The following is a 13,187-nucleotide window of genomic DNA, read 5'->3' on the forward strand; positions in this document are numbered from 1 at the left end:
GTCAGGTCGCCGGGGTGGGGGAGTCGGGGGAGGCGCCCGCGGGGGCGCGGCGCAGCCGGGCCACCAGCGGGTACATCTGGCAGCCGAGGCAGATGCCGAAGGCGGCGTTGAGCAGCGCGGCGATCAGCGCGAAGGCGGTGGCGATGGTGCCGATCAGCGGCAGCCCGCCCAGGTAGCCCGCGACACCGACCACCGCGAAGATCAACCCGACCAGCTGGGCGAACCTCAGTTGGGCGACGGGCTCGCGCTCGCGGACCGGAGACAGCCGCGGCGCCACGACGTTCGCGAACAGGGCGCCATAGGGGCTGCGACGCGGGCCGAGAAACGCGCCGAGCGCGAACACGACCGCCTGGACGGCAAGGACCAGACCCGCGGCGATCGGCGAGAACGCGGCCACCACCAGCGTCACGACCAGTGCGGCGGTGGTGATCCAGGCCGCGAACCGGGGCCCGCGGACGTCCACCTGGGGTTGGGTGACCGGGGAGGTGAGAGTCGACATGATGAGGTGCTCCTGCGCTAGGTGCGGGTGGGCCCGACAGAGATTCGGCCGTCCCGCGAAGGGGAGGGGGTAATCGGTCCGGGCGATCAGGGATGCGGCGCTCAGGCGCGGCGAGCCGGCGGATCGATCAGCGACAGGTACAGCAACAACCGCCGAGGCGGCACAGATCGACTGCGCGGCGTCGAGTGAGCATCAGCTCAGAGCGGTTGGACACGTCGAACACCCTACCCGTTCGTCCCGGCGGGCGGCTCATCGGTTCCACATAATGGGCGCAGGGCATCCCGGAGGTCGCCGATGGCGGGGACGCCGGAGATGCGGTGGCGCTGGGCGCCCGCGGCGTCGTAGAGGAAGGTGGTCGGCAGGGAGTGCACGCCCAGTTCTTTTGCCAGAGCGGGGTGTTCGTCGATGTCGAGTTCCAGGTCGGTGATCTGCGCACCGGTGGAGACGCCGAGTTCGCGCACCACCTGGGCGACCGCGCGGCGCACGCCCGCGCACGGTCCGCACCAGTCGGCGGAGAAGTGCAGCACGGTGGGGCCGGTCGTCGAGACGCCCGCGGCGACCAACCGTCCGCGCAGGCCCGAGTCGTCGGCGTCGACACCACCGGTCGGCGACGCGCCGGCCCGGACCCGGCCCGCCCGTTGCCGCAGCACCAGGCCCACTGCGACCGCGATGACGACGGCGACGGCGAGCACGATCAGCGGAATCATCGGGTGGTGGCTCCCTCGAACTCGTCGACCGACAGTGTGACGTGCTCGGCCGAGCCCTCGATCACGATCTGCGATCCGTCGACATGGACCTCGGTGGGGGTGACGCCGAAGGGAAGATCCTGCGGGTCGATGGTCTTGTTGAACAGCGCGAGGACTGCGGGGCGCAGCGGTTCGGGCACCTCGGCGACAGGGGTGTCGGGGTCGCCGACCGAGAAGTTCGACGCGGCGATCCGCACCTGGTTGCCGACCAGCAGCAGATCGGCCTGCACCGAGACCTTCGCAGTAGCCGGGCCGACCGGCACGGTGCCGGTCAGCACCACACCGCCGGCATCGACGACGCCGGTGGACTGCCGCACAGCAGCCGCCTCGGTGGACTGTCCGCGGGGGGCGGAGACCTCCAGGTCGGGGATGCCGAGCGCCTGGCCGAGGCTGGTCTGGTCGATGATCATCCGACCGTCGAGATGGTCGACCTGGACCGAGTCGACGCTGTTGCCGATCAGCTTCGACGGCGGCAGTTCGACGCCACGCAGCGTGGCCGCGATGGTCACCGGCCCGGCGAAGTCGGTGTGCACGCCCTTCGCGAGGATGCTCACCTTGTCGTAGCGGCCGGCCGCGACCTGGGTGAGGAAGGGGAACCCCGCGATCGTCACCGAGGGATCGGACTCGAGGTGTGCGCCCTGCCGGACGGCCCGCGACAGGTGGTACTCGGTGTACGCGGCGGCACCGAAGTCCACGCCTACGGCGACGACCACCAGGGCGAGCAGGCTGACGATGAGTTTGCGCACCTGCACATTGTGACGGACGTCGATCCGTGTGGGCATCCGTGGCTGCCCGGAGCGCAGGGCGCGTGTGCCGGGTGTGGCGAAAGTGACCAGTGCGGCTGGCGTCGGGCGTCGCCGCCCACAGGCTAATCTTGTCTCCAGCGCCGACGACGGCGAGGACCACGCGCTTGCAGGCCCTGGTGCCCCAGCCGTGGTGCGATGCTCCACCAGGAGGTTGCGTGGATCTACTGCTGTTGACGTCTGATCCCACACCTGATGCTGTGCTGCCGTCCTTGAGTCTGCTCTCGCACACCGTGCGGACCGCCGCGGCCGAGGTGTCCTCGCTGATGGACGCCGACGCGGCCGACATCGCGCTGGTCGACGCGCGGACAGACCTGGCTGCGGCGCGCGGACTGTGCCGGCTGCTGGCCAGCACGGTGGGGGATGTCCCGGTGGTGGCGGTGCTCACCGAGGGCGGCCTGGTCGCCGTCAACCCGGAATGGGGACTGAGCGACATCCTGCTCTCGGGGACCGGTCCGGCGGAACTCGACGCCCGGCTGCGCCTCCTGGTCGGGCGGGGGCGTGCGGTCGGGGAGGAACAGGAAGCCGACACCATCACGCTCGGCGAGCTGGTCATCGACGAGGGCACCTACACCGCGCGGCTGCGCGGTCGTCCGCTGGACCTGACCTACAAGGAGTTCGAGCTGCTCAAGTACCTCGCGCAGCACGCGGGCCGGGTGTTCACCCGCGCGCAACTGCTGCAAGAGGTGTGGGGATACGACTTCTTCGGCGGCACCCGCACGGTCGACGTGCACGTGCGCCGATTGCGCGCGAAGCTCGGCACCGAGTACGAGTCGCTGATCGGCACCGTCCGCAACGTCGGGTACAAGGCGGTCCGTCCCGCACGCACCGCCGGCGCCGAGCCTCAGCCCGTCGGGGCGCAACCGGAAAGCGCCGGGGACCAGGGCACTGCGGAGATCGACGGATTGGGGTTGGCGTGATCGCGACCATCTCGGCGCCGCTGACGGCGGTCACATCGGAGCTCGCCGAACGGGTGCGCCAGATCTGCGCGGACGCCGGTGCCGTCGACGGCACCGCACCGGTCGGCGACCAGGTGTTGCGCTCGCTGCGTGGACCGGACGGTTCGCGGCATCTGGTCGCCCGGTTCGGCGACACGGTCGTCGGCTACGCGAACGTGACGGCGGAGCCTGCGATGGTGGAGGTCGTCGTGGACCCCGGCCACCGTCGTCGCGGCATCGGCACGGCGCTGGTGACTGCGGCGCTCGACCTCGGCGGCCCCGGTGCGCGGGTCTGGGCGCACGGGGACCTGCCGCCGGCGCAGGCGTTGTCGGGTCGGCTCGGACTGGCTGCCGCGCGCGAGTTGCTGCAGCTGCGCCGACGGCTCGACGACCCGCCGTTGCCCGCACTCGAGGTACCCGGCGACCTGGTGCTGCGCACCTATCGGGGCGAGGCGGACGACGCGGAGTTGCTGCGGGTCAACAACGTCGCCTTCGACTGGCATCCCGAGCAGGGCGGGTGGACCGAGAGCGACATCGCGGAGCGCCGGGCCGAGTCCTGGTTCGACCCGGACGGGGTGTTCCTGGCCTTCGCCGCCGACGATCCGGCGACGCTGCTCGGCTTCCACTGGACCAAGGTGCATCCGGCGCAGCGGGACGAACCCGCGCTCGGCGAGGTGTACGTGGTCGGCGTCGACCGCAGGGCGCAGGGGCGTGGACTCGGACGGCTGCTGACGCTCGCCGGGCTGCATCATCTGCAGCGACTCGGGCTGCCCGCGGTGCTGCTCTACGTTGAGGCCGACAACGGTGCCGCCGTGCGGACCTACGAGCGGCTCGGCTTCACGCGGTTCCACACCGACGTCGCCTACGCCCGAGCCTGACACCTCCGCGCCCGACACCTCCGCGCCCGACACCTCCGCGCCCGACACCTCACGGGCCCCGAAACTCCGGGGCGACAGGAATCACAGGCAATCGGACGTCGCTGTTCATCTTTTGTTCACCCGGAGTCGGATGATCGTCCATACGCCGCCCCTACCTTGCTTCCTGGGCGGCACAGGGCTGCCCGTACAGATGGAGGCAACAGGTGAACCTCAAGCGCAGTTCCGCCCTGGTCGGCCTGGTGGGGGTCGTGGCGGTGGCCTCGCTCACGGCATGCGGCAGCGACAACAACGCGGCCTCGTCCGCGTCCGGCAGCGTCACGCCGGCCTCCAGCGCGAGCTGCGCGGGCAAGGACAAGCTCTCCGCCGCCGGTTCGTCCGCGCAGAAGAACGCGATGGACCAGTTCACCGCCAAGTACATCGAGGTGTGCAACTCCAAGGGCAAGAGCAAGAACGTCGCCTACACCGCGAGCGGATCGGGTGACGGACGCACGCAGTTCATCGCCAAGCAGATCGACTTCGCCGGTTCCGACTCGGCGATCAAGGGCGACCAGGCGGCCAAGGCGAAACAGCGGTGCGCGGGCACCGACGCCTGGAACCTGCCGATGGTGTTCGGCCCGGTCGCGATGGCCTACAACCTGCCGGGTGTCGACAACCTGGTCCTCAACGGCGAGACCATCGCGAAGATCTTCGACGGGTCGGTCAAGAACTGGAACGACCCGGCGATCGCCGCGCTGAACCCGGGCGTGAAACTGCCCGACCAGCAGATCGGCGTGGTCTACCGGTCCGACTCCTCGGGCACCACCGACAACTTCCAGACCTACCTGACCGCCGCCTCGCACGGCGCCTGGACCAAGGGCGCCGGATCGGACTTCGTCGGCGGGGTCGGCAACGGTTCGAAGGGCTCGGCCGGAGTCGCCCAGGCGGTGCGGACCACCCCCGGTTCCATCGCCTACGTCGAGGAGTCCTTCGCGGCCCAGAACAAGCTGCAGACGGCCAGTCTCGACAGCGGCTCGGGCCCGGTCGCGCTCAGCACCGAGGCCGCGGCCAAGTCGGTGGCCGCCGCCAAGTTCGCCAACCCGGCGAGCGACGACCTGACGCTGGATCTGAAGGCGATGTACTCGAGCAACGAGCCCGGCGCCTACCCGCTGGTGCTCGCCTCCTACGACATCGTCTGCTCCAAGGGGTACGACGCGGACACCGCCGAGGCGGTCAAGTCGTTCCTGACGAGCGCGGCCAACGAGGGCCAGCAGGGCCTCGGTGCGCTCGGCTACGTGCCGCTGCCCGACACGATCAAGACGAAGCTGATGACCTCGATCAACGCCATCGCACCGGCGTCCTGATCGGTGACACCGAGCGAGATGCCCATATATTTGGACGCGAGAGGTCTCAGGTGAGATGAGCGAGGCACCGACGAGGACCTCCACACCGCGTCACGCCCGCCCGGAGTCCGGCGATGCCGGATCTCCGGCGGGCGTCGCGGGGGCACAGCAGAACCCACCACCGGAGGCACCGATCAGCACGCTGGGGACGGCCGGACCGCGCACGAACGAGACCAAGAAGGTCGTTCGGCCCGGTGACCGCATCTTCACCACGCTGACCTCCGGGTCGGCGATCTTCATCACGGTGCTGATCGGCGCAATCGCGGTGTTCCTCGTCTGGCGTGCGGTGCCGGCGTTGTCGCGGAACCAGGTCAACTTCCTGACCAGCCACGAGTGGGCCACCGTCGACATCACCCACATGGCGTTCGGCGTGGCGGACCTGTTCCAGGCCACCGTGCTGGTGTCGCTGTTCGCGCTGGTGCTGGCCATGCCGGTGTCGCTCGGCATCGCTATCTTCCTGACCCGCTACGCACCCAAGAAGGTGTCCGGGCCGCTGGCTTATGTCATCGATCTGCTCGCCGCGGTCCCGTCGGTCGTCTACGGCCTGTGGGGCCTGCTCGTGCTGGCCCCCGCGATCCGGCCGGTCGCCGAATGGCTCAACCGGAACCTGGACTGGCTGTTCCTGTTCAAGAGCGGATCCGGCTCCGTCGCCGGCGGCGGCACCATCTTCACCGCCGGCATCGTGCTGGCGGTGATGATCCTGCCGGTGATCACCGGCGTGACCCGTGAGGTCTTCGCCCAGACCCCGACCTCCCACATCGAGGCGGCGCTCGCGCTAGGCGCGACCCGTTGGGAGGTGGTGCGGATGGCGGTCATCCCGTTCGGCAAGTCCGGTTACGTCAGCGGCTCGATGCTCGGCCTGGGCCGCGCCCTCGGCGAGACGATGGCGCTGTACCTGATCCTGCAGACCACCTCCCAGCGGTTCGGCTGGTCGCTGTTCGACAGCGGGGCGACCATCGCCTCGAAGATCGCCCTCGGCTACGCCGAGTTCAACAACAACATCCAGGCGGGCGCCTACATCGCCGCCGGCTTGGTGCTGTTCGTGCTCACCTTCGTCGTCAACGCCTCGGCGCGCGCGGCGGTGTCGCGGGGAAGGAAGTCCTGATGAGTACCGGCACACTGAACCGGCCCGTGAAGCGGGCGACCTTCGAGGGCCTCAACACGCGTCGCCGGGTCAAGAACACCGCCGCCACCGTGTTGGTGAGCCTGTCCGTGGTGATCGCGCTCGTGCCGCTCGGCTGGGTGCTGTACACGGTGATCGCCAAGGGACTGCCCGCCATCGTCAGCCCGACGTGGTTCACGCATTCGCTCAGCGGGCTCGCGGCGGCGTCGCCGGGAGGTGGCGTCTACCACGCGATCGTCGGCACCGTGATGCAGGGCGCGGTATGCGCGGCCATCTCGATCCCGCTGGGTCTGCTCGTCGCGGTGTATCTCGTCGAGTACGCGGGCACGTCCAAGCTGGGACGCCTGACCACCTTCATGGTCGACATCCTCAGCGGTGTCCCGTCGATCGTGGCCGCGCTGTTCATCTACGCACTCTGGGTGGCCACCTTCGGTTTCCCCAAGTCAGCGCTGGCCGTGTCGCTGTCACTGGTGCTGCTGATGGTGCCGGTGGTGGTGCGCTCGACCGAGGAGATGCTGCGCATCGTCCCGCAGGACCTGCGGGAGGCGTCCTACGCGCTGGGCGTGCCGAAGTGGAAGACCATCCTGCGCATCGTGATCCCGACCGCGCTGCCCGGCACCATCACCGGTGTCATGCTGGCGCTGGCCAGGGTGATGGGCGAGACGGCGCCGCTGCTGATCCTGGTCGGCTACGCGCCCTTCATCAACTTCAACATGTTCGGCGGCGAGATGGGCTCGCTGCCGGGGGTGATGGTGGACCAGATGAACAACCCGACCCAGGCCGGATCGGACCGCACCTGGGGCGCCGCGCTGACCCTCATCCTGATCATCGCGGTGCTCAACATCGCCGCGAAGCTGATCGCCCGACTGTCGTCGGTCAAATCCCGATGACCCCTGATCTCCAGTTAGGAACCCACTGATGGCCAAGCGCCTGGACCTCAAGGACGTCAACATCTACTACGGCAAGTTCCACGCCGTGGCCGACGTTGCGCTGTCCGTTCCGCCGCGCAGCGTCACCGCGTTCATCGGCCCGTCGGGCTGCGGCAAGTCCACCGTGCTGCGCTCGCTCAACCGCATGCACGAGGTCACCCCCGGCGCCCGGGTCGAGGGATCGGTGCTGCTCGACGGCGAGGACATCTACGGATCCGCCGTCGACCCGGTGGCCGTGCGCCGCACCATCGGCATGGTCTTCCAGCGGCCGAACCCGTTCCCGACCATGTCGATCCGCGACAACGTGGTCGCCGGCCTGAAGTTGCAGGGCGTCAAGAACCGCAAGGAGCTCGACGAGATCGCCGAGCAGTCGCTGCGCGGCGCGAACCTGTGGACCGAGGTCAAGGACCGCCTCGACAAGCCGGGCGGCGGCCTGTCCGGCGGTCAGCAGCAGCGTCTGTGCATCGCCCGCGCGATCGCGGTCTCGCCCGACGTGCTGCTGATGGACGAGCCCTGTTCGGCGCTCGACCCGATCTCCACGCTCGCGATCGAGGACCTGATCACGGAGTTGAAGAAGGACTTCACCATCGTCATCGTCACCCACAACATGCAGCAGGCCGCGCGGGTGAGCGACCAGACCGCCTTCTTCAACCTCGCCGGTGTGGGCCTGCCCGGCCGGCTCGTCGAGATCGACGACACCGAGCAGATCTTCTCCAACCCGTCGCAGAAGGCGACCGAGGACTACATTTCCGGCCGCTTCGGTTAGGTCCCCGCAGCAGACCGGTATGGCTGCACGGTCAGGGCACACAAACGGCGCCGGTGCTCGCAGTCGCGAGCGTCGGCGCCGCCTGTGTGTCCTACGTCAGTCTTCCTGTAGCAGTTCGTGCTCCGGCAACTGACCGGGCATGCGGCCGGTGGCCAGGAAGATGACCCGCCGCGCCACCTGCACCGCGTGATCGGCGAACCGCTCGTAGAAACGGCCCAGCAGCGTCACGTCGACCGCCGCCGCGACACCGTGGCTCCAGTCGCGGTCCATCAGCACGGTGAACAGGTGCTTGTGCAGGTCATCCATCGCGTCGTCCTCCTCCTGGAGGCGCGCGGCGCGTTCGGGGTCGCGGGTCAGCAGCACCTCGCGGGCGGCGGCGCCGAGCGCGACCGCGACCCGGCCCATCTCGGCGAAGTAGCCGTTGACCTCTTCGGGCAGCGCATGATTCGGGTGCCGGCGCCGGGTGATCTTGGCGACGTGCAGGGCCAGCGCGCCCATCCGGTCGAGGTCCGCGACGATCTGGATCCCGCTGATGACCTGGCGCAGATCGCCGGCGACGGGGGCCTGCAGCGCGAGCAGCGCGAAGGCCTTCTCCTCGCAGGAGACGCTCAGCTGCTCGATCTGCTCGTTCTTGGTGATCACCTGCTCGGCCAGCGAAAGGTCCGCCTGCAGCAGGGCCTCGGTGGCCCGTTCCATGGACTCCTCGGCGAGCCGGCACATGTCGGCCAGCTGCGTGGCAAGGTCACTCATCTGTTCGTGGTAGGCAACGCGCACGAGGGACAAGCCTACGGGGTGGGGTGGTGTTCGTCACCACCGTCGGATGAACGTCGGATGAACGTCGGTCAGCCGCAGGTGGTGTCGGCGGCGTTGGTCACGCTCAGGTCGGCAGGCAGCGAGCCCGGATCGTTGCTGTCGCTGGCGATCACGGGGTGCACCTCGGTGCCGTACGAGGCCGGCGTCCGCACCCGGCCGGCGAAGTCGGTGCCGATGACGACCTCGACGACCGAGTCGAGATCGTCCGTGCGTTGCAACACCGCGCCGGGCAGTGCCGAGGCGACCGTCGCGGCCTCCGCCTCGTTGCCACCGGAGAACTGGACGATGGTCTTGTCCGAGGAGTGCGTGTAGTCGCCGATGTTCGCGATCTGGAAACCCTCGTCGCCCAGGGCGTCCGCGGCGGTGCCGGCGACCCCGGACCGTTTGGTGGCGTTGCGCACCTGCACAGAGACCGAACTCGGCGACACCGCGGTCAGCGTGGCCGACGAGCGTGACGGGGCCGTGCGGTCGGCGAGCGACCGCGTGTCCGCGGCCTGGTGCGCGGCGTCCCCTTCGGTGGTGTTCTTGCCGGCCGTGTGCTCGTCGTCCTTCTTCTCGCCCGGCAGCGGATCGTCGTCGATGATCGCGTTGAAGATGTTCTCGATGTCCTGCAGGCGGGGGGTCTCGTTGCCGTAGTCGTCGGTACCCGACGTCGGCACGGTCAAGAAGGTGACCGCGCCGGCATCGACGCTCTGCAACGACTGGCCGAGCTTGAGCAGCGCCTGGGTGTCGAGGTTGTCGCCGAACGCCGAGTGGGTGAATGCGGAGATGAAGCCGTTGAGCTTGCCCGGATCGAGCAGCACCTTGTTCGACAGCGCCGCGCGCAACAGCGAGGAGAGGAACATCTGCTGGCGCTTGATGCGCCCGTAGTCGCCGTTGCCCTCGGCCTCGACCTTGCGGGCCCGCACATAGTTCAGTGCGGTCTTGCCGTTGATCCGCTGCGGGCCTGCCTTGCGCAGGACGGTGCCAAGTTCGTCGTCGACCAACGGCATGGTCGTGCACACGGTGACCCCACCGACGGTGTCGACCATCGACTCGAAGCCCGAGAAGTCCATGCCGACGAAGTGGTTCACCTTCAACCCGGACATCTTCTGGATGACCTTGACCAGGCACTTGGGCCCACCGACGGCGTAGGTGCCGTTGAGCTTGACGTCCGACTCCGAGGCGACCAGAGCGCCGGTGTACTCGCCCTTGTCGTTGTCCCAGCCGGTGCACGTCGGCCGGGTGACGTTCAGGTCCCGCGGAAACGACACGGCGACGACCCGGCTGCGGTTGGCCGGGATGTTCACCAGGATGACGACATCCGACCGCGCGCCGTCCGCGTCGGCGGTGGTGCCGGCGCCGACCTTCGAGTTGCCGCCGGCGCGACTGTCGGTCCCGACGATCAGGTAGTTCTCGTCGCCGTATTGGCCGCCGGGATCGCGCACGTCCACCGAGTCCTGGTCGAGCGCGTCGATCCGGGTGTACTGGCCGTCGGTCGACTTGAGATATCCCCAGACGACACCGGTGACCAGGAGGCTGATCGCGGCGGCCATGGCGACCACGACCTGACCGGCCCGCAGGCCCGCGCGGCGACCACGACCGCCGCCGCGGGAGGTCACGCTTCGGGGCGGCACCGTTCGCGGCGGGTCGGCGCGGGGTGGTTCGGCGCGAGGTGGTTCGGGCCGGGGCGGCTCGGCATGCGGCGGTGTCGGCGGTGCGGGCCGTGGCGGCCCGGGCGGGGACGGGTTGCGCCCGCCGTTCATCTTGCGCAGCAGATCGGCGACGGAGTGCTTCGAGCTCTCGGGGTCGGCGTCGAAGGAGCGACGCACGGACGGACCGTTACCCGCAGGCGGACGGTCGGGCGTGCGGTCATCACCCACCCTGCCCACACCTCAGCTCTCGTCCGTCAGCGCACTCGCGTGCGTCAGCGATCGAAAACAGGCTACCGGGTCGATCGACAGGAACGATCCGGCGGAGGGGCGCGGGGCTCAGCCGCCCGAGTTCATCACGTCGGCGGCCAGCGGCACCGCGCAGTCCTCGGGGTCGTCGAGCCAGCCCTCGGGCAGCGCGACGGCGCCCGGCGAGCCCTGGCGCCCGCGCGGACCCTCGGCGTCCTTGGGGAACGGCACGGTCGGATCGAGTTGCGCGAGCAGTTCGCCCAACTCGTCGAGGGTGTCGACAAGGGCCAAGGCGACTCGCAGGTCGGATCCGGCGGGGAAGCCGCGCATGTACCAGGAGACGTGCTTGCGCAACTCTCGGCAGCCCTTCTCCTCGCCGTGGTGCGCGGCGAGCAGTTCCGCGTGCCGGCGCATGATCGCGGCGACCTCGCCGAGGTTCGGTGGCGTCGGCTCCGGACGGCCGGTCAGCTTGGCGGCGAGTTCGGCGAACAACCAGGGGCGGCCCAGGCAGCCGCGACCGACCACGACGCCGTCGCAACCGGTCTCGGCCATCATCCGGACGGCGTCGTCGGCGCTGAAGATGTCGCCGTTGCCGAGCACCGGAACGCCGGTGACGTGTTCCTTGAGCCGCGCGATCTCCGACCAGTCGGCGGTGCCCGAGTAGCGCTGCGCTGCGGTGCGGGCGTGCAGCGCGACCGCCGCGGCGCCCTCCTCGGCGGCGATGCGGCCGGCGTCGAGGTGGGTGTGATGCTCGGCGTCGATGCCGACGCGCATCTTCACGGTCACCGGGATGTCGGTGCCCTCGGTGGCGCGCACCGCGCCGGCGACGATCTGGCGGAACAGCGCGCGCTTGTAGGGCAGTGCGGAGCCGCCGCCCTTACGGGTGACCTTCGGCACCGGGCAGCCGAAGTTCAGGTCGATGTGGTCGGCGATGTTCTCGTCGACGATCATCTTGGCGGCGTCGTAGGTGGTGGCGGGGTCGACGGTGTACAGCTGCAGCGACCGGGGCGTCTCGTCCGGGCCGAAGGTGGTCATGTGCATGGTGACCGGGTGCCGCTCGACGAGAGCGCGCGCGGTGACCATCTCGCACACGTACAGACCCGCCGCCGAGCCGGTGCGGTCCTGCTCGATCTCGCGGCACAGCGTCCGGAAGGCGACGTTGGTGACCCCCGCCATCGGCGCGAGCACCACCGGACTGCGCAGCGACAGCGAGCCGATGCGCAGGGCGGGCTCGGTCGACGTGCAGGCGGTGTCGGGCAGCTCTTCCACGGTGGTCACGACGACCATTGTGCCCGGTGGCGGGCCCGGGAACAGGTTCGGCCCGGTCACGCGGACGTGACCGGGCCGAACGAGACGTCGGTGCGAGCGGGTCAGGAAGCGGCTTCGCGGCGGGCGGCCTCGCGGGCCAGCATCCGGTCGCGCTGCTCCTCGAACTTGACCGCCTTGCCCTCGAGGTCGGTGAGGAAGGCGTCGAGCTCCTCGCGCAGGTTCTCGCCCTCCGCGCCGAAGTCGGTCCGCTCGAAGATCTTCCACTGGCGCAGCACCGGGCGGATCACCTCGTCGAGGTGGTTGCGCACGTCGTAGATGCCGGCCTTGGCGATCAGCATCGCGTTGCGGCGAAAGTTCGGCATCCCGGCGCCCGGCATCTGGAACACCTTGAGGATGTCGAGGATGGCGCGCAGCGTCTGGTCCGGGGAGGCGTCGAGGGCGGCGGCGCACAGGTTGCGGTAGAAGATCATGTGCAGGTTCTCGTCGGCCGCGACGCGCTGGAGCATGCGGTCGGCGATCGGGTCGCCGCAGGCCTTGCCGGTGTTGCGGTGGCTGACCCGGGTTGCGAGCTCCTGGAAGGTCACGTAGGAGACCGAGTGGAGCAGGCCCTTGTCGGCATTCGGGTTGAAGCCGGTGGTCATGTGCTCCATGCGGGCCTGCTCGAGCGCGACCGGGTCGACGCCGCGGGTGACGACCAGGTAGTCGCGCATGACGATGCCGTGCCGGTTCTCCTCGGCGGTCCACCGGCCGACCCAGGTGCCCCACGGGCCGTCCAGCGAGAAGTTCTCGGCGATCTCACGGTGATACGAGGGCAGGTTGTCCTCGGTGAGCAGGTTCGTGATCATCGCGGCCTTGGCGGTGTCGTCCAGGCGCGACTGCTCCGGATCCCAGTCCTCGCCGCCCATGGCGGCGAAGTTGCGGCCCTCGTCCCACGGCACGTAGTCGTGCGGATGCCAGTCCTTGGTCATCGACAGGTGACGATTGAGATTGTCCTCGACTACGGGCTGCAGCTCGTGCAGCAGCTCGAGCTGGGTCATCTCACGCGCCATCGGGTGCCTCCAAAATCCGTTCGATCGCTTGGCGTGTCCAAGCCTACGGCACCGTAGGTTCAGGTGTGAACGGTGCCACATTCGTCACAGGTTGTCAGGTGAATGCCCGGTCGCC

Annotated in this window: 13 protein-coding genes; 6 read left to right on the forward strand and 7 right to left on the reverse strand. The window is 69.4% G+C overall.

Annotated features, from left to right (window positions below; all coding sequences use genetic code 11):
* Position 1: 1 nt before the first annotated feature.
* The 3 genes from G4X40_RS15905 to G4X40_RS15915 form a co-directional block, all read right to left on the reverse strand.
* The gene (locus G4X40_RS15905; RefSeq protein WP_277833850.1) at positions 2 to 499 is read right to left on the reverse strand and encodes a DUF4395 domain-containing protein; all 498 of its coding nucleotides are present in this window, start codon (positions 497 to 499) and stop codon (positions 2 to 4) included.
* A 224-nt stretch (positions 500 to 723) separates the two neighbouring features.
* On the reverse strand, positions 724 to 1,206 hold the full coding sequence (locus G4X40_RS15910) for a thioredoxin family protein (protein ID WP_277833851.1): 483 nt from the start codon (positions 1,204 to 1,206) through the stop codon (positions 724 to 726).
* The gene (locus G4X40_RS15915; protein ID WP_277833852.1) at positions 1,203 to 1,991 is read right to left on the reverse strand and encodes an LmeA family phospholipid-binding protein; all 789 of its coding nucleotides are present in this window, start codon (positions 1,989 to 1,991) and stop codon (positions 1,203 to 1,205) included. The genes G4X40_RS15910 and G4X40_RS15915 overlap by 4 nt, the downstream gene beginning before the upstream one ends.
* A 215-nt stretch (positions 1,992 to 2,206) precedes the next feature.
* On the opposite strand from G4X40_RS15915, the gene G4X40_RS15920 reads away from it, so the two are divergent.
* From G4X40_RS15920 to pstB, 6 genes are all read left to right on the forward strand, one after another.
* Positions 2,207 to 2,968 carry a winged helix-turn-helix transcriptional regulator gene (locus G4X40_RS15920; RefSeq protein WP_277833853.1) on the forward strand — a complete coding sequence of 254 codons (762 nt, stop codon included), beginning with the start codon at positions 2,207 to 2,209 and terminating at the stop codon, positions 2,966 to 2,968.
* 8 nt (positions 2,969 to 2,976) lie between these two features.
* Entirely contained in the window at positions 2,977 to 3,864 is an 888-nt protein-coding gene (gene mshD / locus G4X40_RS15925; RefSeq protein WP_408642232.1) for a mycothiol synthase, read from the forward strand.
* Positions 3,865 to 4,067: 203 nt separating this feature from the next.
* On the forward strand, positions 4,068 to 5,204 hold the full coding sequence (gene pstS, locus G4X40_RS15930; protein ID WP_277833855.1) for a phosphate ABC transporter substrate-binding protein PstS: 1,137 nt from the start codon (positions 4,068 to 4,070) through the stop codon (positions 5,202 to 5,204).
* 55 nt (positions 5,205 to 5,259) lie between these two features.
* A complete protein-coding gene (pstC, locus tag G4X40_RS15935) occupies positions 5,260 to 6,348 on the forward strand; it encodes a phosphate ABC transporter permease subunit PstC (protein WP_277833856.1) in 1,089 nt (362 codons plus the stop codon).
* Entirely contained in the window at positions 6,348 to 7,256 is a 909-nt protein-coding gene (gene pstA, locus G4X40_RS15940; RefSeq protein ID WP_277833858.1) for a phosphate ABC transporter permease PstA, read from the forward strand. Before pstC ends, pstA begins: the two co-directional genes overlap by 1 nt.
* Positions 7,257 to 7,284: 28 nt before the next feature.
* Positions 7,285 to 8,061, forward strand: coding sequence for a phosphate ABC transporter ATP-binding protein PstB (gene pstB, locus G4X40_RS15945; RefSeq protein WP_277833860.1), 777 nt, complete (start codon positions 7,285 to 7,287; stop codon positions 8,059 to 8,061).
* A gap of 96 nt (positions 8,062 to 8,157) precedes the next feature.
* On the opposite strand, the gene phoU is transcribed toward pstB, so the two are convergent.
* The 4 genes from phoU to G4X40_RS15965 form a co-directional block, all read right to left on the reverse strand.
* Positions 8,158 to 8,835 (reverse strand): phosphate signaling complex protein PhoU, encoded by a 678-nt coding sequence (gene phoU / locus G4X40_RS15950; protein ID WP_277833861.1) that lies wholly within the window; start codon positions 8,833 to 8,835, stop codon positions 8,158 to 8,160.
* Between the two features lie 68 nt (positions 8,836 to 8,903).
* Positions 8,904 to 10,475: an LCP family protein gene (locus G4X40_RS15955; protein WP_408642224.1), complete on the reverse strand. Its 1,572-nt coding sequence runs from the start codon at positions 10,473 to 10,475 to the stop codon at positions 8,904 to 8,906.
* A 369-nt stretch (positions 10,476 to 10,844) separates the two neighbouring features.
* Complete coding sequence (gene dusB, locus G4X40_RS15960) at positions 10,845 to 12,041, reverse strand: tRNA dihydrouridine synthase DusB (RefSeq protein WP_408642233.1); 1,197 nt, start codon at positions 12,039 to 12,041, stop codon at positions 10,845 to 10,847.
* An 83-nt stretch (positions 12,042 to 12,124) separates the two neighbouring features.
* On the reverse strand, positions 12,125 to 13,072 hold the full coding sequence (locus tag G4X40_RS15965) for an acyl-ACP desaturase (protein ID WP_277833862.1): 948 nt from the start codon (positions 13,070 to 13,072) through the stop codon (positions 12,125 to 12,127).
* Positions 13,073 to 13,187: the final 115 nt, after the last annotated feature.

It is taken from the genome of Speluncibacter jeojiensis, from assembly GCF_029589495.1.
GTDB classification, from domain to species: Bacteria; Actinomycetota; Actinomycetes; order Mycobacteriales; family Mycobacteriaceae; genus Speluncibacter; species Speluncibacter jeojiensis.